This window comes from Pseudomonas sp. ANT_J28, assembly GCF_008370005.1.
Taxonomy (GTDB): domain Bacteria; phylum Pseudomonadota; class Gammaproteobacteria; order Pseudomonadales; family Pseudomonadaceae; genus Aquipseudomonas; species Aquipseudomonas frigoris.
The window spans coordinates 19,249-40,049 of the sequence record NZ_VOBM01000017.1 but is presented as its reverse complement, the minus strand read 5'-3'; the positions used below and the strand labels follow the sequence as shown (position 1 = coordinate 40,049).

17 protein-coding genes are annotated in these 20,801 nt (G+C 59.6%); 8 read left to right on the top strand and 9 right to left on the bottom strand.

Annotation, left to right across the window (positions count from 1 at the left end; translation table 11 throughout):
* Positions 1-195: 195 nt before the first annotated feature.
* The 8 genes from FQ187_RS14185 to FQ187_RS14150 all read right to left on the bottom strand — a co-directional run bounded on the left by FQ187_RS14185 (position 196) and on the right by FQ187_RS14150 (position 10,060).
* Positions 196-2,118 (bottom strand): PrkA family serine protein kinase, encoded by a 1,923-nt coding sequence (locus tag FQ187_RS14185; protein WP_008147199.1) that lies wholly within the window; start codon positions 2,116-2,118, stop codon positions 196-198.
* 296 nt (positions 2,119-2,414) lie between these two features.
* Positions 2,415-2,744, bottom strand: a complete 330-nt coding sequence (gene glpE / locus FQ187_RS14180) for a thiosulfate sulfurtransferase GlpE (RefSeq protein ID WP_008147200.1) — start codon at positions 2,742-2,744, stop codon at positions 2,415-2,417.
* 33 nt (positions 2,745-2,777) lie between these two features.
* Positions 2,778-3,659 (bottom strand): symmetrical bis(5'-nucleosyl)-tetraphosphatase, encoded by an 882-nt coding sequence (locus FQ187_RS14175; protein WP_149629969.1) that lies wholly within the window; start codon positions 3,657-3,659, stop codon positions 2,778-2,780.
* Positions 3,659-4,039, bottom strand: a complete 381-nt coding sequence (gene apaG, locus FQ187_RS14170) for a Co2+/Mg2+ efflux protein ApaG (RefSeq protein ID WP_008147202.1) — start codon at positions 4,037-4,039, stop codon at positions 3,659-3,661. The genes FQ187_RS14175 and apaG overlap by 1 nt, the downstream gene beginning before the upstream one ends.
* A 121-nt stretch (positions 4,040-4,160) precedes the next feature.
* Positions 4,161-4,979 (bottom strand): 16S rRNA (adenine(1518)-N(6)/adenine(1519)-N(6))-dimethyltransferase RsmA, encoded by an 819-nt coding sequence (rsmA, locus tag FQ187_RS14165; protein WP_149629968.1) that lies wholly within the window; start codon positions 4,977-4,979, stop codon positions 4,161-4,163.
* Positions 4,976-5,965, bottom strand: coding sequence for a 4-hydroxythreonine-4-phosphate dehydrogenase PdxA (gene pdxA / locus FQ187_RS14160; RefSeq protein WP_149629967.1), 990 nt, complete (start codon positions 5,963-5,965; stop codon positions 4,976-4,978). The genes rsmA and pdxA overlap by 4 nt, the downstream gene beginning before the upstream one ends.
* Positions 5,962-7,278 carry a peptidylprolyl isomerase SurA gene (gene surA / locus FQ187_RS14155; protein ID WP_149629966.1) on the bottom strand — a complete coding sequence of 439 codons (1,317 nt, stop codon included), beginning with the start codon at positions 7,276-7,278 and terminating at the stop codon, positions 5,962-5,964. Before surA ends, pdxA begins: the two co-directional genes overlap by 4 nt.
* Positions 7,259-10,060 carry an LPS-assembly protein LptD gene (locus tag FQ187_RS14150; RefSeq protein ID WP_149629965.1) on the bottom strand — a complete coding sequence of 934 codons (2,802 nt, stop codon included), beginning with the start codon at positions 10,058-10,060 and terminating at the stop codon, positions 7,259-7,261. The genes surA and FQ187_RS14150 overlap by 20 nt, the downstream gene beginning before the upstream one ends.
* A 130-nt stretch (positions 10,061-10,190) precedes the next feature.
* On the opposite strand from FQ187_RS14150, the gene FQ187_RS14145 reads away from it, so the two are divergent.
* From FQ187_RS14145 to FQ187_RS14135, 3 genes are read left to right on the top strand one after another with little or no spacing between them, the layout of a single operon-like run.
* On the top strand, positions 10,191-11,210 hold the full coding sequence (locus FQ187_RS14145; protein ID WP_149629964.1) for an aminoglycoside phosphotransferase family protein: 1,020 nt from the start codon (positions 10,191-10,193) through the stop codon (positions 11,208-11,210).
* Entirely contained in the window at positions 11,207-11,878 is a 672-nt protein-coding gene (gene murU / locus FQ187_RS14140; protein WP_149629963.1) for an N-acetylmuramate alpha-1-phosphate uridylyltransferase MurU, read from the top strand. The genes FQ187_RS14145 and murU overlap by 4 nt, the downstream gene beginning before the upstream one ends.
* A 1-nt stretch (position 11,879) precedes the next feature.
* A complete protein-coding gene (locus FQ187_RS14135; protein WP_149629962.1) occupies positions 11,880-12,647 on the top strand; it encodes a TerB family tellurite resistance protein in 768 nt (255 codons plus the stop codon).
* Positions 12,648-12,765: 118 nt separating this feature from the next.
* On the opposite strand, the gene FQ187_RS14130 is transcribed toward FQ187_RS14135, so the two are convergent.
* Positions 12,766-13,755, bottom strand: coding sequence for an alpha/beta hydrolase family protein (locus tag FQ187_RS14130; protein WP_149629961.1), 990 nt, complete (start codon positions 13,753-13,755; stop codon positions 12,766-12,768).
* A 73-nt stretch (positions 13,756-13,828) separates the two neighbouring features.
* Here FQ187_RS14130 and FQ187_RS14125 point away from each other — a divergent pair, with 73 nt between their 5' ends.
* The 5 genes from FQ187_RS14125 (at position 13,829) to FQ187_RS14105 (ending at position 20,794) form a co-directional block, all read left to right on the top strand.
* Positions 13,829-16,225 carry a PAS domain S-box protein gene (locus FQ187_RS14125; protein ID WP_149629960.1) on the top strand — a complete coding sequence of 799 codons (2,397 nt, stop codon included), beginning with the start codon at positions 13,829-13,831 and terminating at the stop codon, positions 16,223-16,225.
* 92 nt (positions 16,226-16,317) lie between these two features.
* Positions 16,318-16,971, top strand: coding sequence for a response regulator transcription factor (locus tag FQ187_RS14120; RefSeq protein ID WP_178082239.1), 654 nt, complete (start codon positions 16,318-16,320; stop codon positions 16,969-16,971).
* Between the two features lie 250 nt (positions 16,972-17,221).
* A complete protein-coding gene (locus tag FQ187_RS14115) occupies positions 17,222-18,346 on the top strand; it encodes an ABC transporter ATP-binding protein (RefSeq protein ID WP_149629959.1) in 1,125 nt (374 codons plus the stop codon).
* 49 nt (positions 18,347-18,395) lie between these two features.
* Positions 18,396-19,439, top strand: a complete 1,044-nt coding sequence (locus tag FQ187_RS14110; RefSeq protein ID WP_033056205.1) for an ABC transporter substrate-binding protein — start codon at positions 18,396-18,398, stop codon at positions 19,437-19,439.
* A gap of 107 nt (positions 19,440-19,546) precedes the next feature.
* On the top strand, positions 19,547-20,794 hold the full coding sequence (locus FQ187_RS14105; protein ID WP_149629958.1) for an ABC transporter permease: 1,248 nt from the start codon (positions 19,547-19,549) through the stop codon (positions 20,792-20,794).
* The last annotated feature ends 7 nt before the right edge of the window (positions 20,795-20,801 follow it).

Here is a 20,801-nt window from a genome sequence, read left to right as displayed (position 1 = left end):
CCTTAGAAGCTGTCCTGAAAGGGGCGAGCGGTTATGCAGCATCGACGGTGCCAAGGGATGTTCACGCTCCCCCAAGCGCTTTTGGACGCTGACTGAACCTCGCTACCGACTTTCGAACACCTTCCAGAGGTCTGTGTAACAGAAAATGCGTACACAGGCCTCTGGCTGACGACAGCCGGTCTGACCGGCAGCGGGTTATTGTGATTTTCTGACCCGCAGGTACCACTCGGACAGCAGTCGTACCTGTTTGTCGGTGTAGCCCCGCTCGACCATCCGTGTGACGAAGTCGTTGTGCTTCTGCTGGTCCTCTTTGCTGGCCTTGGCGTTGAAGCTGATGACTGGCAGGAGGTCCTCGGTGTTGGAGAACATTTTCTTCTCGATGACCACTCGCAGTTTTTCGTAGCTGAGCCAGGTCGGGTTTTTGCCGTTGTTGTTGGCCCGGGCGCGTAGCACGAAGTTGACGATTTCGTTGCGGAAATCCTTCGGGTTGCTGATGCCCGCCGGTTTTTCGATTTTCTCCAGTTCTTCGTTCAGCGCTACGCGGTTGAGGATCTCGCCGGTTTCCGGGTCGCGGTATTCCTGGTCCTGGATCCAGAAGTCGGCGTAGAGCACATAGCGATCGAAGATGTTTTGGCCATACTCGCTGTAAGACTCGAGGTAGGCGGTCTGAATTTCCTTGCCGATGAACTCGATATAACGCGGTGCCAGGTACTCCTTGAGGAAGCGCAAGTAGCGTTCGCGGGTTTCCGCCTGGAATTGTTCCTGTTCGATCTGTTGTTCCAGCACGTAAAGCAAGTGCACCGGGTTGGCAGCGATTTCGTGCGGATCAAAGTTGAACACTTTCGACAGGATCTTGAACGCGAAGCGGGTCGACAAACCGTTCATGCCTTCGTCGACACCCGCGTTGTCGCGGTATTCCTGGATCGACTTGGCCTTCGGATCGGTATCCTTGAGGTTTTCGCCGTCATAAACGCGCATTTTGGAGTAGATGTTGGAGTTTTCCGGCTCTTTCAGACGCGAGAGTACGGTGAACTGGGCAAGCATCTTCAGGGTGTCAGGCGCGCAGTGAGCCTTGGCCAGGGAGCTGTTGAACAAGAGCTTGTCGTAGATCTTCACTTCGTCGCTGACCCGCAAGCAGTACGGCACTTTGACGATGTAGATCCGGTCGATGAAGGCTTCGTTGTTCTTGTTGTTGCGGAAGGTGTGCCATTCCGATTCGTTGGAGTGGGCCAGCAGGATCCCGGTAAACGGAATTGCCCCCAGACCTTCGGTACTGTTGTAGTTGCCTTCCTGAGTGGCGGTCAGCAATGGGTGCAGCACCTTGATCGGTGCCTTGAACATTTCGACGAATTCCATCAGGCCCTGGTTGGCCCGGCACAGTGCGCCCGAGTAGCTGTAGGCATCGGCGTCGTTCTGTGGGTATTCCTCCAGTTTGCGGATATCGACCTTGCCCACCAGTGCCGAGATGTCCTGGTTGTTTTCATCTCCCGGCTCGGTTTTGGCCACGGCGATCTGGTTGAGGATCGACGGGTAGAGCTTCACCACCCGGAACTGGCTGATGTCGCCGCCGAATTCGGCCAGGCGTTTGGTAGCCCATGGCGACATGATGGTGTTGAGGTAGCGCCGTGGAATGCCGAAGTCTTCCTCGAGGATCGCGCCATCTTCAGTGGCGTTGAACAGACCCAGAGGCGATTCGAATACCGGCGAGCCCTTGATCGCGTAGAAGGGTACTTTTTCGATCAGCTGTTTCAGCTTCTCGGCCAGGGACGATTTACCGCCACCCACTGGGCCGAGCAAATAGAGAATCTGTTTCTTCTCTTCCAGGCCCTGAGCGGCATGGCGGAAATACGACACGATCTGGTCGATGCATTCTTCCATTCCGTGGAAGTCTTCAAAGGCCGGATAGCGGCGGATCACCTTGTTGGAAAAGATTCGCGACAGCCTCGAGTTGGCCGAGGTGTCAAGGAGCTCCGGTTCACCGATGGCCAGTAACAGACGCTCGGCGGCGGAGGCGTAGGCGCTGCGGTCGCTTTTGCACAGCTCAAGATACTCTTGCAGCGAGAGTTCTTCCTGGCGTGTGGACTCGAAGCGTTGTTGGAAGTGGCTAAAGATACTCATGACGTCACCTCGCTCGATACGTGGAGCCGACGCCGGATCATTCAGTCGATGCTGGCAGCGACCGAATATGCAGTCGCTGTTTACCCCCCAGAACTCTTTCGAAGCTGACTACCCCGAAAGCTACTCCCGATGACCCGCGCGCCGGTGTACCGGCTCTCCCCTGTTTTGGATGGCCTGCGCTTAAGGATAGTTGGGAATTCGGGAGGTAAAGGCGAGATACGTAATTAGTTGTGGCAGACCGTTCGTCTGCCACCGCGCGAGCCCACGGGGGCCGGGGCTTGCGCGTTACAAAAAAATTATTCGGAAGTGCCTTGCGCCGTTTCCGAAGGGTAAGTCGTACGCCACAGCTCAAAACCGCCATCCATGCTGTAGACGTCGGAGAAGCCCTGACTAATGAGGTACGCAGCGGCGCTCTGGCTGGAATTGCCGTGGTAGCAGACGACCACAGTCGGTGCGTCGAGGTCGGCAGCGCGGATGAAATCCGAGATGGAGTGGTTATCCAGATGCTTCGAGCCGGCGATGTGCAGCGCGGCAAAGGTCGCTGGGTCGCGAACATCGACCACCACCGCGCCTTGTTCGCGCAGGGCCTGGGCCTGTTCTGGGGGGATACGTTTGAATTCGCTCATGGCGGGCTCCTGTGGCTCGGCTGAAAGCGCAGTCTAGCGCGGGGCGCTTGCTGACGATGGTTCGGGGATAAGTGCGGCGACTGGCGGCAGGGCAAGGCCACGCTCGTCACATTTGCAAGACAGGCGTTCACCGCTGTCGACATTCATGAGGGTCAGGGCGCCACCCCAGACACAACCGGTGTCGAGGGCCGAGATGCCCGGCTCATTGCATCGGCCTTCCAGAGCGGCCCAGTGGCCGAAGATGATCTTCAGGCCCTTGGTCTTGCGCTCTTTGTGCTGAAACCAGGGTTTGTAGCCCGGGGGCGCATTGTCGAGGCCTTCCTTGCTTTTGAGGTCAAGCTTGCCCTCGGCGGTACAAAACCGCATGCGGGTGAAATAGTTGGTGATCACCCGCAGGCGTGTCACGCCTTTGAGGTCGTTGTCCCATTTCGCCGGATCGTTGCCGTACATGCCATCGAGGTAGGGCGGCAACAGGTTGTCATCGCGCAATGCCGTCTCGACTTCGGCGGCATACTTCAAGGCCTTGCGCAGTGACCACTGGGGCGCAATGCCAGCGTGTACCAGGGCGACATCGCGCTGTTCGTCGTAATGCATGAGCTTTTGCTGACGCAGCCACTCCAGCAGTTCCGCGCAATCGGGTGCTGCGAGAATCTCGAGCAGGGTGTCGGACTTCTTCAAGCGTTCGATGTTTTTCCCGGCAGCCAGCAAGTGCAGGTCGTGGTTGCCGAGCACGCATACCAGCGATTCGCGGATGCTATAGAGGAAGCGCAAGGTGTCCAGAGACTGCGGACCACGGTTGACCAGATCGCCTACCAGCCACAGACGATCCCGTGTCGGGTCGAAGGCGACTTGCTTCAGCAGGCATTGCAATGCTTGAAGGCAGCCTTGCAGATCGCCGACGGCGTACGTTGCCATCAGTGCAGGGCTCCGGGCACCGCCAGACGGAATGGGGCGATGATGGCGTCGAAGTGTTTGCCGTCGTCGGCAACCATTTCATAAGTGCCCTGCATCGTGCCGACCTTGGAGGTCATGACGGTGCCGCTGCTGTAGGTGTGGCTTTCGCCCACCTCGATCAAAGGCTGCTGGCCAACAACGCCGGCTCCGCGAACCTCTTCGACATGCCCGTCACCGTCGGTGATCACCCAGTGCCGCGACAACAGTTTGGCCGGTAGCTCGCCATTGTTGTGCACGGTGATGGTATAGGCGAAGGCAAAGCGGTTTTGCTCGGGTTGCGATTGTTCTGCCAGATAGCGGGTGACGACGCTGACGTCGACCTGGTAACGAGGATCGGACATGCAAGAGGCCTTAAACGAAGCGGAACGCGGGGCGTAGCTGATGGAGATCAGTCTAGGCCAAGTATCGGGTAGTAAACCAGACATGAAGGCTGGTGTCCTACCCGATAACGCTCATTGGCTGTCAGTCGGCGGCGGGCGTCTGTAGGACTTGTTCGCTGAGCTTGTCGGCCAGGCGTACGAAGGCGGCCAGATCGAGCTGTTCGGGGCGCAGGCTGCCATCAACGCCAGCGGCTTCGATTTCAGCGTTGCTCAGCAGCAGCTTGAGGGTGTTGCGTAGGGTCTTGCGGCGCTGGTTAAAGGCTTCGCGCACGACACGCTCCAACAGCTTGTGATCCTTGGCCGGGTGCGGCAGTACCGCGTGAGGCACCAGGCGCACGATAGCCGAATCGACTTTGGGTGGCGGATTGAACGCACCCGGGCCAACGTTGAACAGATGTTCAACCCGGCAGTGATACTGAACCATGATCGACAAGCGACCCCAGTCACCACCACCGGGGCCTGCTGCGAGGCGCTCGACCACTTCCTTTTGCAGCATGAAATGCATGTCGCGAATCACACTGGCGTTATGCAGCAGGTGAAAAATCAGCGGCGTAGAGATGTTGTACGGCAGGTTGCCGACCACCCGCAGGCTGTTCGGCGCGGCGTTCAGGCTATTGAAGTCGAACTTCAGCGCGTCGCCCTGATGCAGGTTGAAATTGCTCTTGCCGGCAAATTGCTGGTTGAGGATAGGGATCAGATCCTTGTCCAGTTCCACCACGTCCAGTTGGGCGCCGCTGTTAAGCAGGCCCTCAGTCAGCGCACCCTGGCCAGGGCCGATTTCCAGCAGGTGGTCTTCGGGTTTGGCGCGGATGGCGCGCAGGATGCGGTCGATAACGCCGGCATCGTGCAGGAAGTTCTGGCCGAAGCGCTTGCGCGCCCGGTGTTGGTAATGCTCGGTCATAAACGGGTCTCGGCCATCTGGTAGGCGGTTTCCAGGGCGACTTGCAGGCTGCCGGTATCGATTTTGCCGCTGCCGGCCAGGTCCAGGGCAGTGCCGTGGTCGACCGATGTGCGGATGATCGGCAAGCCGAGGGTCACGTTGACTGCCGCGCCGAAGCCTTTGTACTTCAGCACAGGCAGGCCCTGGTCGTGGTACATCGCCAGCACTGCATCGCAGTGCTCCAGATACTTGGGGGTAAACAGAGTGTCGGCGGGCAGGGGGCCACGAAGGTCCATTCCTTCGCCGCGCAGGCGCTCTAATGTAGGTTCGATGATGTCGATTTCTTCATGGCCCAGGTGTCCGCCTTCGCCGGCATGGGGGTTGAGCCCACATACGAGGATGCGTGGCCGGGCAATGCCGAATTTTTCTTGTAGATCGGCGTGCAGAATTCGCGTGACCCGTTCCAGACGCTCCGGCGTGATCGCATCGGCAATCTCGCGAAGAGGCAGGTGAGTGGTAACCAGCGCCACACGCAAACCGCGAGTGGCGAGCATCATCACCACTTGGGCGGTATGGGTCAGGTCGGCGAGAAATTCTGTGTGCCCGGAAAAGGCGATCCCGGATTCATTGATCACGCCCTTGTGCACAGGGGCCGTGATCATGCCGGCAAAATGCCCGTCCAGGCAGCCTTGGCCAGCTCGGGTCAGGGTTTCCAGAACGAAAGCCGCGTTGGCCTTGTCCAGTTGCCCGGCAGTGACCTTGGCGTTGAGCGGTGTATCCCAGACATACAGGCTGTTGGCTGGCGCGGGTACATCCGGCCAGTTGTCCGGGGTGACCGGCAGCAAATCGACAACCACACCCAGCTGCACGGCCCGCTCAAGGAGCAGGTCGCGGCTGGTAATGGCAATCAGGGGATGTGGCTGGGCTTGCGAGGCGAGCAGCAGGCACAGGTCAGGACCTATGCCGGCCGGTTCGCCGGGTGTCAGCGCGAAACGTTTGGGTTTCACTGCGTTGCCTGGTCTGCACCAGGGAGTTTGATCTCTACGTACGCTTCGTCACGGATCTGACGCAGCCAGGTTTGCAGCTCTTCGTCGTATTTGCGGTTACGCAATACGGTCATTGCTTGCTGCTCGCGGGCCTGGGTGGTGCTGTCAGTGGCGCGACGGCCAAGGACTTCCAGAACGTGCCAGCCATATTGGGTCTGGAATGGCTTGGACAGCTGACCTTGTGGGGTCTTGGCCATCACTTCGCGGAATTCAGGCACCAATGCATTTGGGTCGATCCAGTTCAGGTCTCCGCCGTTGAGGGCGGAACCCGGATCTTCCGAGAAGCTTTTTGCCAGTTCGCCGAAATCTTCGCCTGCTTCGATACGGGAGTAGAGCGACTGAGCCAGGGCTTTGGTTTTTGCTTCGTCGCGGATCGGGCTTGGTTTGACCAGAATGTGACGCACGTGCACTTCGTCACGCACCTGGGTCTCACCGCCACGCTTTTCGAGGATCTTCAGGATGATGAAGCCGCCCGGTGTGCGCATTGGCTGGGTAACGTCGCCGACAGCCATGGTGCTCAGCATGCGATCGAACGGAGGTGGCAGTTGACCGGCTTTACGCCAGCCCATGTCGCCACCTTCCAGTGCGGTTTCGCTGGCGGATTTGGCGATTGCCAACTGACCGAAGTCAGCGCCTTGCTTGAGCTGCTGGTAAACCGCGTCTGCCTGTTTGGCTGCATTCTGAATCGCGTCGGAGTTGGCGCTTTCCGGCGTAGGAATCAGGATGTTGGCCAGGCGGAATTCTTCGGACAGCTGCATTTTGCCAAGGTCGGAAGCGAGGAAGTTCTTCACTTCCTGTTCGGAAACCTGGATACGCTCGGCCACACGACGCTGACGCACACGGCTGATGACCATCTCGCGGCGAATCTGGTCGCGGGCGTCTTCATAAGACAGACCGTCGCGAGTCAGGGCGGCGCGGAATTGATCCACGGACATGTTGTTGCGCTGGGCAATGGTGCCGACAGCCTGGTTCAGTTCTTCGTCGGTAATGCGGATACCGGAACGTTCGCCGATCTGCAGTTGCAGGTTTTCGACGATCAGACGTTCAAGTACCTGCTGATCCAGCACGTTGGCCGGCGGTACGGCAGAACCACGCTTGGCGATGGTTTGCTGAACTTCATGAACACGTTGGTCCAGTTGGCTCTGCATGACCACGTCGTTATCGACAATGGCCACCACTTTATCGATGGACTGTACCGCGGCGTTCGCCGCGGTACCCAGGAACAACGCGCCCAACACTAGCGGGCGCAGACAATCAGAAAGCTTGGTCTTCACGTTCACGATAACCTTGGATGCCTTTGTCGAGGAAGCTCTCTACTTTGGCGCCGGTGAGGCCGCCGAGACCTTTCAGAACGATTTGTAGGAAGACGCCGTGGTCGCCTTTTTCGTTTTGCGGAGCTTCCTGACTGAACTCGTCATAAGAAACCCAGTAACGGTTGATCAGGCGCAGTTTCCAGCAGCAGTTGTCGTACTCGAAACCACCAAAGGCTTCCAGGGTACGGTTACGGTTGTAGTCATACTGCCAGCGGCTGATGGCGTTCCACTGCGGCACGATCGGCCAGATCACCGAGAAGTCGTGCTGCTTGATCTTGTAGTAGTCCTTCACGTAGCCAGGTTGGCCCGGGGTGCCGTAGTCACCGCCGCCCACCTGCCATTGACCGGTGTTCTGGTCGTAACGGATCTGGTCATTACGATAGCGATAACCGGCGTTGACGACCTTGTTCGGGTTGTCTTCAGGCTGGTAGTGGAACATCGCGCTGCCCGAGCGAGGGCTGCGGCTGTCCGGGTCCCAGTTGTAATCGGCCGTGGTGCGCCAATCGCGGTTCCAGCGATATTCATATTCCAGCGCATACGGTGAAACGTTGGAATGCGCATCTGCGCGGGTTTTTGCGTCGATACCCGGCAACTGGACTTCGCGGTCCTTGAAGTACAAGGCCTGGCCGACGCTGATGCGTTGACGTTCGAAGCCATTGTCTTCGATCCAGCGGTTGGTTACGCCCAGGGACAGCTTGTTCTCGTCGCCGACACGGTCGGAGCCGGAGAAGCGGTTGTCACGGAACAGCGACGCGTAGTTGAAGGTGTATTCGCTGGTGTCGAAGACCGGAATGTCTTCCTGATCCGTTTCAGGTACGTACAGGTAGAACAGGCGCGGCTCGAGGGTCTGGCGATAATTTTTGCCGAACCATTGGGTGTTGCGATCGAAGTACAGACCGCTATCGATGCTGGCGATTGGCACGCCACGGCTTTGGTTGCTGCCGAAGGTGCCGTTGAGCTTTTGCTGCTCCGCGGTTTGCGCGTCAATCTGGCTTTTGCCGGTACCGTCCAGATCCAGTTGGTACTGGGTGTACTGGTACTTGAGCGATGGCTTCACGAAGCCATAAGTCCAGTCCAGCGGCAGGCTGACACCCGGTTTTAGATTCAAACGGTCGCCGTTGGCACGTGCCAGGCCGGTCACGTTGGTGTCCAGGCGAGGCGAGAGGTTGCCGTCTTCATCGGAGAACTGACCCGTTTCCAGGTCACGATCAAAGCGTACGAGTTCTGTTTCGTAATCGAAATTCAGACCGCCCGGGTGCGTAGGCAACTGACCGTTGAAAGTGATCTGCGGCAAGCGGTCATACGGCGTGACGTTTGAAACGGTCGCCAGCTGATAAGCATGGGCGTTGAGGCGAGCGGTGTAGCTGTCGCCGCGATAGCTCACAGAACCCTGCTGGTTCACGTAATCGGCACTTTTTACACCGATCTGATCAGTTTGCAGATCCTGGAAGTAGTAAGGGTCGCTGATCTTGGTGTAGTCGACTTGCGTGAAGACGCGCGAGTCGAGGCCGCCCTTGTGCTGCCAGTTGTACATGTAACGGGTTTTTTCGTAGTCGGTCTGCAGCTTGCGATCGGTGTCTTCGTCGTTGAGGTACGCGGCGCCGAACTGACCTTCGCTGGACGGGGTCAGGTATCGGAACTCGCCTTCCATCAACAAACCGCGCTTGCTGATGTAGCGCGGGTACAACGTGGCATCGTAATTCGGTGCCAGGTTGAAGTAGTACGGGGTGACCAGCAAGAAACCGGTATCGCTGCCGGTGCCGATGGTCGGTGGCAGGAAGCCGGACTGGCGACGGTCATCGATCGGGAAATAGATGTACGGCGTGTACAGAACCGGAATGTCCTTGACCCGCAGCGTCACGTTGGTTGCGGTACCGAAACCGGTGGCCGGGTTCAAGGTGATGTTGTTGCCCTTGAGCTGCCAGGCGTTGCTGTCCGGTTCGCACGTGGTGTATGTACCATCCTTGAGGCGGATGATCGCGTTCTCGGCACGTTTGGCGTACAGCGCATTACCGCGGATACGGGATTTGTGCATCACGTATTCGGCGTTGTCGACCTTGGCTTCACCGGTGTCCAGCTGCACGTCGGCGTGGTCGCCAACGATCAGTGCGCCGTTGTCGCGAACACGGACGTTGCCGCTTAGTTCGCCACGGCTCTCGGCCTGGTACAGGTTCGCTTCGTCGGCTTCGACCTGCATGCTGCCCTGACGCATGACCACGTCACCCGCCAGGGTCGCGACCTGCTCATCCTGCTTATAGCGAGAGGCTTTGGCGCCGAGAAAGGTCGGAGCGTCACTTTTATTCGTCTTGTCATTCATGCCAGGACGAATCGGTTCGATATAGGAACCAGAGCAGTAAGGACCGGTTTCGGCCAATTGCGCTGCAGTGAGCTTCTCGCGCGGAACCCAATCGAGGTGACTGTAGTCTTCGCTACGCGACTTCAGGCCGCGGCCCTTGGATTCGGTCACCAGCACCGGCTTGGCGCCGGTGTCTTGACTGGAACCGCTGTCAGCCGGAGTCTCGCCGCTCGTGCTTACCGCCGCACTGCCGTCATGGACGGGGCGAGGTGGCAGCGCAGCTGCTGGAGATTTTGGCGCACAATTCCAGGCACCCGAAGCAGAGACTGAGCAGTCATACTGTTCCGCGGCGACCACGAACGAAGTGGCTAGAGGTTGCAGGGCCAGCAGACTGCCGGTAACCAACAACGGAAATTTTTTACGAAACGCGGGGGATTTCAATGCCATCTTATTAGTCCGGGCTTCCTGCGTGCCATCTGCCCGCGGTGTGGGCCGCACGCCTCTCGATGGTCTGAAAAAGATGCTGGATAATAAAGCATGACCCGCTTGACGGCTAGCGCCGTCGGAGACCCTTGCAATGCCTGACCAAGATGTACGTTTGCAACACCTGAAAGTTTGGCTCGATGAGCAACTGGCTGCCCTCTTTGCAGAACAGGGTTGGGGTGCCGTACCCCCGGCCACGTTGACCGCGGCCAGTAGCGATGCGAGTTTTCGACATTATTTCCGCTGGGAAGGCGAGGGCAGAAGCTTCGTCGTGATGGACGCGCCACCGCCCCAGGAAAACTGTAAACCCTTCGTGGATATCGCTTTTTTGCTGGCGAAATCCGGAATAAATGTTCCGAAAATTTATGCCGAAGACCTCGAACGTGGTTTTCTTTTGCTCAATGACCTGGGCAGCAAGACTTACCTGGATGTGATCGACAGCGAAAATGCCGACGATTTGTTCAAGGATGCCCTGCAAGCGCTGCTGGCTTTTCAGCAGTTGCCGATGGTTGCACCGTTGCCAAGTTATGACGTGGCGCTGCTGCGCCGCGAGCTGGAATTGTTCCCCGAGTGGTACGTGAAGCGCGAGTTGGGTATCGAGTTCGACTCGGCGCAGCAAATACTCTGGCAGAACGTGACTGAGCTATTGATCGACAGCGCACTGGCCCAGCCTAAAGTGTTGGTGCACCGCGATTACATGCCGCGCAACCTGATGCTCAGCGAGGCAAATCCCGGTGTGCTGGATTTCCAGGACGCAGTCTATGGTCCCGTGACCTACGACGTGACCTGCCTGTTCAAGGATGCTTTCCTCAGCTGGCCCGAGGAGCGTGTGCGCGGCTGGCTGGAAGCTTACTGGCAGCAAGCGGGCGATCTCGGGATCCCGGTTCAGCCCGACTTCGAAGATTTCCTGCGTGCCAGCGACCTGATGGGCGTGCAGCGGCACCTGAAAGTGATCGGCATCTTTGCCCGCATCTGTCACCGCGACGGCAAGCCGCGCTATCTCGGCGATGTACCGCGCTTCTTTGCTTATATAGACGCTGTGATCGCCCGCCGTCCTGAACTGGCCGAGCTGGATGTGTTGCTGTTGAGTCTGCGTGCTGGAGCGAATGCATGAAGGCAATGATTCTGGCCGCAGGCAAAGGCGAGCGCATGCGCCCGCTGACCTTGACCACGCCGAAACCGCTGGTTCGCGCCGGCGGTATACCGTTGATCGAGTATCACTTGAAAGCCTTGGCGGTGGCGGGGTTTACCGAGGTGGTGATCAACCATGCCTGGCTCGGCCAGCTGATCGAAAACTATCTGGGTGATGGCTCGCAATACGGCGTACGTATTCAGTACTCGCCGGAAGGTGAGCCACTGGAAACCGGAGGCGGGATTTTCCGCGCGCTGCCGTTGCTGGGTGACGAGGCCTTTATGGTGGTCAACGGTGACATCTGGACCGACTACGACTTCAGCGTGTTGCACCAACCCATCTCCGGGCTGGCGCATTTGGTGTTGGCGGATAACCCTGCCCATCATCCGACCGGCGATTTCAGCCTGATCGACGGGCAAGTACGCGACGGTCACCCGGGCACTGCAACCCTGACCTACAGCGGCATCGCGGTCCTGCACCCGCAGCTGTTCGACGGTTGCTCCGCCGGCGCCTTCAAGCTTGCACCGCTGCTGCGCAAGGCCATGGCCGATGGACAAGTCACCGGCGAGCACTTGAATGGACATTGGGTGGATGTTGGCACTCACGAGCGTCTGGCTGAAGTCGAAACCCTGTTAGAAGCGAGACGCTGACATGTTGTGGCCAGGGACTCTGATTGGAGCCGGAGCGGGCTTTTACATCGCCAACATTCCGGGGGCCATGCTTGGCGCCTTGATGGGGCAGGTGCTGGACCGGCACTTGCACTTGCAGAGCTGGGCGCACTTGCGAGAAAAGCTCGGTGGCCGCTCAGTGCTACGCAACGATGAACTGCTGTTTGTGTTGTTGGGACGGCTGGCCAAGTGCGATGGACGGGTGGTGGAAGGCCACATACAGCAGGCCCGTCAGGAAATGCGTTCGCTGGAAATGACCGAGTCGGCCCAGCATCGGGCAATTGCCGCGTTCAATCGCGGCAAGTCGGGAGATGACCGGTTGCGCGGTTATTTGCGCCGCTTGAGCACTCAGCCCCATGCGGCCGAAGGCGTCTTGCGCGCCTGCTGGCGGATGATCTGGGCGGATGGCCGCGCCGGTAGCGCTGAGCGAGAGCTGATCAGGCAGTGGGGTAAATGGCTGGGCTGGACGTCGCGGCAGGTGCAGGCGCTGTCGGCCGATTACGAGCAGCACAAGTTTGCACAGGCCAGCGGCGCGCTGACCTATCAAGATGCTCTGCTGCTTTTGGGCGTTTCGGCGACCAGCGAGCCGGCGCAGATCAAGCGTGCTTATCGACGCCTGTTGAGTCGCCATCACCCGGACAAGATCGCCGGCAGCGGTGCGACGGCGCTACAGGTGCGCGAAGCCACTGACAAGACTCGCGAACTGCATAGCGCCTACACATTGATTCGCGAGCGGCGGGATTTTCGGTAGTGGCCCGGAAGATCAAAAGATCGCAGCTTGCGGCAGCTCCTACACCGGGTTACGCGTACACCTGCAGGAGCTGCCGCAGGCTGCGATCTTTTGCTTTTGCTTTTGCTTTTGCTTTTGCTTAATTCGCGTTCTGTGGATTCAACCAACCGCGAACCCGACGGAACAGCTGCTCTTGCTCAGCCTTGGAATTACCCGGCAATGCCTTGAGCGAGACCTGACTGAACCCCGAAGTCTTCAAGCGTTTGCTGGCTTGCAAGCGTTCCAGCGCCAGGTTGCGATCCAGCGGCTTGTCCATATAGAAGATGTCTGCGGTGGGCAGCTTCAGGGTCGGTGTCAGTTCGGCCAGCTCTGGTTTGGCTTTCGCCGGCATTTGAGCGGCGACCATCACAAACTTCTCCACTTGCGAGGGCTGCTTCTCGCTCAGGTAGCGCGCGGCCCAGTAAGCGCCAGTGCCATGCCCCAGCACGACAATGCGGCGAGCGCTTTGCTGTTCGGCGTAGGCAATCGCGGCGTCGATGCGGGCGAAGATTCGTTCGGCGTCGGCTTTGGCCTGTTCCTCGGTGGTTTCGGCGATCGCCTTGTCCGCCACCTCCGCTTCGCCTCCCGCCGCTTGTTCGATGGGCGCGGCGGTGGTCGAGTCTTTGCTGCCGGCGTCAGGGGCTTTTGGTGTGGGTGCCACTTCTGCGATACGCGGCGCAATGGCATCGCTTTGCAGGTCCGGCAAGGTGATACTCAGGCTGCTCCATTCGGCGTCCGGCAATTTACGTCGCAATGGGCCTATTGCTTGCGGCCAGTCAACAGTTTCGCCGGCGCCCGGAATGATAATCACCGCACCTTTGGGTTCGGCGGTATTGGCCGGTTTCCACAAGGCCAGAAACGTGTCGCTGCCCGCTTGCAGTTGCTGCTGTTCCTGAGCCGGGATCTGTCGCTCAAGTGCAGACGCTTCTTCCTGACTACGCTCAAGCAGCGGCTGGCGCTCGGCCGGTTTTTCTTCGGCGGGTGTTCCCGTAGTGGCAGGTACCGGGTTGGCAGCCTCGACGGAAAAGGCGCAAGGCAGGATCAGCGACAGGCACAATGCTGGCAGTGCCAGGCGGTAGACAGGGGGCATCGGATATTCCAGGCCAGAAGTTATTCCGGCAGCCTAATGGGTTGGTCAGTATTTGTCAGTGTGTGAGACTTCGATGATGCGTTTTTGCTGCCTGTGGGTTATCGGCTGTTTGTGGTTTCCCTTGATGGGCTGGGCGGCTCCCGCGCCACCAGTGCACGTCGCGCAATTGTCCGCAGGCCAGCAGCAATGGCTGGCGCAACATGGCGAATTGCGCGTGGGGCTGGTGTTGCAAGTGCCCTACGCCCAATACGATCGCCGCTTGCAGCGTTTGTCCGGGGTCAATGTCGAGCTGATGAAGTGGCTGGCCAAGGCGCTCAAAGTCGAGCTGAGCTGGCGCAACTTTCCCGACCTGGCGCAGCTGGAAACCGCCGCGCGCGAGGGTGAAATCGACATCGCTCCGGGGCTGACCCAAACCCCCGGTGGCCTGCGGCTCTGGCAGTTTTCCGACCCGTACATGCGGGTGCCGCAACTGGTGGTCAGTGACCAGAAAAGCACCGGCGTGGTCGAGCTGGAAAAACTCGACAGCCAGACCCGCGTCGCCGTGCGCATGCCCGGCGCCACCGCCGATTACCTGCGCAGCAATTACCCGCACCTGAACCTTCAAGGCGTACCGATCGAGCGCCAGGCACTGCAACTGTTATTGAGTCAGCAGGCCAGTTACGCCGTGGTCGACGAAGCGCAGCTGGGACGACTGTCTGCCGAGCCGGAGTTCGCCGGGCTGGTGGTGGTCGGTGATATTGGCTTGCCGCAACTGTTGCGGGTGGCCACGCGCCGGGATTGGCCAGAACTGGCCGGCATCGTCGAAAGCGCGCTGCGGGCGATCCCGGCCAAGGACCTGGAGCAACTGCACAACCAATGGCTGCAACCCAAATACCCGCGGCTGACCGAATCCCCGGGTTTCTGGCAAAACCTCTGCCTGCTGTTGGCGGTATTGATGCTGAGCAGCATGGCCATTGTGGTCTGGCAGCGTCGGCAGCAGCACAGTCTTGAGCATCGTTTGCTGGCCGCGCGCGAAGACATTGCGCTGCGTGCCGCCAGCGAAGAAGCCTTGCGCCTCACTCAGTTTTCCATCGATCAGAGCACCGTCGGCATCCTTTGGGTCAACTGGGACAGCCATGTGCGCTACGCCAATCGCGCGGCCGAAACCATGCTGGGTTATCCGGCGGGCGGGATCATTGATCGGCCGCTGATCGACTTCGAACCCGGCTTGCACATGGACCGCTGGCTGAACCTGTGGAAACGCGCCCGGGCCAGCGAGGAAGGTCCGCAAAGTTTCGAAACCAACTGCGTACGGGCGGATGGCAGCAATCTGCCGGTGGATGTTTCGCTGAGCTTTTTGCGGTTTCGCGACAGCGAATACCTGGTGGTTTACCTCAACGACGTCACCGAGCGCCGTCGTGCGTTGGCCGCGTTGCAGGAAAGCGAGGCGCGCCTGCAAGGGATCGCCGCCAATGTCCCGGGACTGGTCTTTCGTCTGGAACGGGCGCCGGTGACGGGGCAGATCGACTTTGCCTACATCAGTGAAGGCAGCGAGAGCCTGGTCGGTTACTCACCAGCGACCCTGGCCCATCGCGACAAAGGCCTGCGCAGCCTGGTGCACCCGGACGACAAGGCCAGTTATCACCAAACCCAGGACCATGCGCTGGACACCGACAGTGACTGGTCGTGGCAAGGACGGATTCTCACCCGTTCGGGCGAACAGCGCTGGGCCGAAATCAAGGCCATCACCCGCCGACTCGAAGACGGCGCCTATGTCTGGGACGGGATCGTCTGGGACATCAGCGAGAGCAAGCGCATCGAACTGGAACTGGCCAGCTCTCGCGAACAGTTGCGTGAGTTGTCCGCGCACCTGGAGAGCGTGCGGGAAGAGGAAAAGGCCCGCATCGCCCGGGAAGTTCACGACGAACTGGGTCAGATGCTCACCGTGCTGAAGTTGGAAACCTCCATGTGTGAACTGGCCTACGCCCAGCTCGACCCCGGTCTGAACGAACGCTTGAACAGCATGAAGCGACTGATAGCGCAGCTGTTCCAATTGGTACGCGATGTGGCCACGGCGCTGCGGCCGCCGATTCTCGACGCCGGGATTGCCTCGGCCATCGAGTGGCAGGCCCGCCGATTCGAGGCGCGCACGCAGATTCCGTGTCTGGTGCAGGTGCCGGAGAACCTGCCGGTACTCAGTGATGCCAAGGCGATTGGCCTGTTCCGGATCCTTCAGGAAGCGCTGACCAATGTCATGCGCCATGCCCAGGCGCATACTGTCGAACTGACATTGGCGCTGGAAGGCGACGAGTTGTGTCTGACCGTCAGCGATGATGGCGTAGGATTTGTCCCTGCCACCGGTAGGTCAACATCCTTCGGGGTGGTCGGCATGCGCGAGCGAGTGTTGATCATGGGCGGGCAATTGTCGCTTGAGAGTGAACCGGGTGAAGGCACGACCCTGAGCGTGCGAGTGCCGCTGGATGAAGCCTGAAGCATTTGTGGTGTCTGTGCTGACGTCTTCGCGAGCAAGCCCGCTCCCACAGGGGGAACGCATTCCAAATGTGGGAGCGGGCTTGCTCGCGAATGATCTTGAATCTGGAGAAGAACGTGATCCGTGTATTGGTAGCCGAAGACCACACCATCGTCCGCGAAGGCATCAAGCAATTGATCGGCCTGGCCAAGGATTTGCTGGTGGTAGGGGAGGCGAGCAATGGCGAGCAGTTGCTCGAAACCTTGCGTCATGTTCCCTGCGAAGTGGTCTTGCTGGACATCTCCATGCCCGGGGTTAACGGGCTGGAGGCGATTCCGCGGATTCGCGCGCTGAACAATCCGCCGGCGATTCTGGTGTTGTCGATGCACGACGAAGCGCAAATGGCCGCCCGTGCGTTGAAGGTCGGCGCCGCGGGTTATGCGACCAAGGATAGCGATCCGGCGCTGCTGCTGACGGCGATCCGCAAGGTCGCAGCGGGCGGGCGTTACATTGACCCGGACCTGGCCGACCGTATGGTCTTCGAAGTCGGCCTGACCGATTCGCGGCCGTTGCACTCGTTGCTGTCCGAGCGCGAATTCTCGGTGTTCGAACGCTTGGCCCAGGGCGCCAACGTCAACGACATCGCCCAGCAACTGGCCTTGAGCAGCAAAACCATCAGCACCCATAAGGCGCGGCTGATGCAGAAACTCAACATCACCTCCCTGGCGGAGCTGGTGAAGTACGCGATGGAGCACAAACTCCTCTAAGAAAACCGCTCCCACAGGGATAGTGGTCGCATGCCCATTTACGACATCCTGCAAAGCCGCTTTTGCCCGTTCTTGCGGCTTGCAGCTTCAAGATTGTCGCTGGCCTATCCATCCCCGCCATCCTTGTAGGGCAATCCCTACCCCCAACCTTCCATCCCGCTGAGGCCATTCTCTCCTGCGCCCCGATTTGCGTGGTCGGCAGCGTCCACTAGGCTTAGTCCACAGCAGTCATCACAACAAAGGTGTGGGTATGAGCCAGGTCGATTCAAACGCAGGGGCCAGCGATATTCTGGTCAGCTTTCGTGGAGTACAAAAAAGCTACGACGGCGAGAACCTGATCGTCAAAGACCTCAACCTGGAGATTCGCAAAGGCGAATTCCTCACCTTGCTCGGGCCCTCCGGCTCCGGCAAGACCACCAGCCTGATGATGCTCGCCGGTTTCGAAACGCCGACTGCGGGCGAAATCCTGCTGGCCGGGCGAGCCATCAACAACGTGCCGCCGCACAAGCGCGACATCGGCATGGTGTTCCAGAACTACGCATTGTTCCCGCACATGACGGTCGCCGAGAACCTGGCGTTCCCGTTGACAGTGCGCGGCTTGAACAAGAGCGATGTCAGCGACAAGGTCAAAAAAGTCCTGAGCATGGTGCAGCTCGACACCTTCGCCCAGCGTTATCCGGCGCAACTGTCCGGCGGTCAGCAGCAGCGTGTGGCCCTGGCCCGCGCCTTGGTGTTCGAACCGCAACTGGTGCTGATGGACGAACCCCTCGGTGCACTCGACAAACAACTGCGTGAACACATGCAGATGGAGATCAAGCACCTGCACCAGCGACTGGGCGTGACCGTGGTCTACGTGACTCACGACCAGGGCGAAGCCTTGACCATGTCCGACCGCGTGGCAGTCTTCCACCAAGGCGAAATCCAGCAGATCGCGCCGCCGCGCACTCTCTACGAAGAGCCGAAAAACACCTTCGTCGCCAACTTCATCGGCGAGAACAACCGCCTCAACGGCCGCTTGCACAGCCAGACCGGCGACCGCTGCATCGTGGAACTGGGTCGCGGTGAAAAGGTTGAAGCCTTGGCCGTTAACGTCGGCAAGACTGGCGAACCCGTCACGCTGTCGATTCGCCCGGAACGCGTGAGCCTCAATGGTTCGAGCGAGTCGTGCGTCAACCGCTTCTCAGGGAGGGTGGAGGAATTCATCTATCTGGGCGACCACGTCCGGGTTCGCCTGGAAGTCTGCGGCAAGACCGATTTTTTTGTGAAACAACCGATTGCCGAGCTCGATCCCGCGCTGGCCGTCGGCGACGTGGTACCGCTTGGCTGGCAGGTCGAACACGTTCGCGCGCTCGACCCGCTTCTAGAGGCGCATTGATCGCCCCCTGCTTTAACAACACCAACCCTGCACGTGGAGAGAACAATAAATGTTGAGATCCCTGAAATTCACCGCTTTGGTCATGGGCATGATCGGTGCGGCACACGCAATGGCGGCGGGCCCGGACCTGACCGTGGTGTCCTTTGGCGGGGCGAACAAGGCAGCGCAGGTCAAAGCCTTCTACGCACCGTGGGAAGCGGCAGGCAACGGCAAGATCGTGGCGGGCGAGTACAACGGCGAAATGGCCAAGGTCAAAGCCATGGTCGACACCAAGAGCGTGTCCTGGGACCTGGTAGAAGTTGAGTCGCCAGAACTGTCCCGTGGTTGCGACGAAGACATGTTCGAGCAACTTGATCCGAAGTTGTTCGGCAAGTCCGAAGACTACGTCAAAGGCGCCATCCAGCCATGCGGCGTGGGCTTCTTCGTGTGGTCGACCGTGCTGGCCTACAACGCCGACAAACTGGCTTCCGCACCGACCAGCTGGGTGGATTTCTGGGACACCAAGAAATTCCCGGGCAAACGTGGCCTGCGCAAAGGCGCCAAGTACACCCTGGAATTCGCTCTGATGGCCGACGGCGTTGCGCCGAAAGACGTCTACAAAGTACTGGCCGGCAAGGATGGTCAGGACCGCGCGTTCAAGAAGCTTGATGAGCTGAAACCAAGCATCCAGTGGTGGGAAGCCGGCGCGCAACCGCCGCAGTACCTCGCTTCCGGCGACGTGGTCATGAGCTCGGCCTACAACGGCCGGATCGCTGCCGTGCAGAAAGAAAGCAACCTGAAAGTCGTGTGGAACGGCGGTATCTACGACTTCGACGCATGGGCCATCCCGAAAGGTCTGGATAAAGCACGCGCTGAAGCGGCGAAGAAATTCATCGCGTTCTCGGTGATGCCGCAGCAGCAGAAGACCTACTCGGAAAACATCGCCTACGGCCCGGCCAACACCCAAGCCGTACCGTTGCTGGCCAAGGATGTCCTGAAAGACATGCCGACCACCCCGGAAAACATCGCCAACCAGGTGCAGATCGACGTCAGCTTCTGGGCTGACAACGGTGAGCAACTGGAACAGCGCTTCAATTCCTGGGCTGCGAAGTAAGCCATCCCCTGTGGTTTGAACACCGCAATCCTTGTCGGAGCGAGCTTGCTCGCTCCCACAGGTTGTTTGTTTGCCTCTGCAACGATCAAAGATTTCCGGAGTACGCCATGGCCACCGCCATTCCCCTGAACGCGGGCACCGACCCCACCTTGAAGCAGCGGCTCAAGCACGCCGAGCGGATCAACCGCTGGAAAGCACAAGCCTTGATCGCCCCGTTGGTGCTGTTTCTGTTGCTGGTGTTCCTGGTACCCATCGTGGCGCTGCTCTACAAAAGCGTTGGTAACCCCGAAGTGGTCGGCGGCATGCCGCGCACCGTGGCGGCTATCGCCAGTTGGGATGGCCGAGGCCTGCCCGCTGAACCGGTTTACAAGGCCGCCAGCGAAGACCTCGCTGAAGCCCGCAAGAATCAGACCTTGGGCGACCTGTCCAAGCGCTTGAACATGGAGTTGGCCGGCTACCGCAGCCTGCTGACCAAAACCGCACGTGCCTTACCGTTCGCCACCGAACCGGCCTCGTATAAAGAAGCGCTGGAAGGGCTCGACGAGCGCTGGGGCGACCCGGCCTACTGGCAAGCCGTGCGCCGCAACACCAGCAGCATCACGCCTTATTACTTGCTGGCGGCGGTCGATCACCGTGTCGACGACCTCGGCGAAATCGCCCCGGCCACGCCCGATCAGGCGATCTACCTCGACATCTTTGCCCGGACGTTCTGGATGGGGCTGATCATTACCGTGATCTGCCTGCTGCTGGCGTATCCGTTGGCCTACCTGTTGGCGAACCTGCCGTCACGGCAAAGCAACCTGCTGATGATTCTGGTGCTGCTGCCGTTCTGGACCTCGATCCTGGTGCGGGTCGCCGCGTGGATCGTATTGCTGCAATCGGGTGGCTTGATCAACAGCGGCCTGATGGCGATGGGCATCATCGATAAACCGCTGGAACTGGTGTTCAACCGCACCGGGGTTTACATCTCCATGGTGCACATCCTGCTGCCGTTCATGATTCTGCCGATCTACAGCGTGATGAAAGGCATTTCGCCGACCTACATGCGCGCCGCGATTTCCCTCGGCTGCCACCCGTTCGCCAGTTTCTGGCGGGTGTACTTCCCGCAGACCTATGCCGGTGTCGGCGCCGGTTGCCTGTTGGTGTTCATCCTCGCCATCGGCTACTACATCACCCCGGCGTTGCTGGGCAGTCCGAACGATCAGATGGTCAGTTACTTCGTCGCCTTCTACACCAACACCAGCATCAACTGGGGCATGGCGACCGCGCTCGGTGGGCTGCTGTTGTTGGCGACCGTGGTGCTTTATCTGATTTACAGCTGGCTGGTGGGCGCCAGTCGCCTGCGCCTGAGCTAAGGGGAGA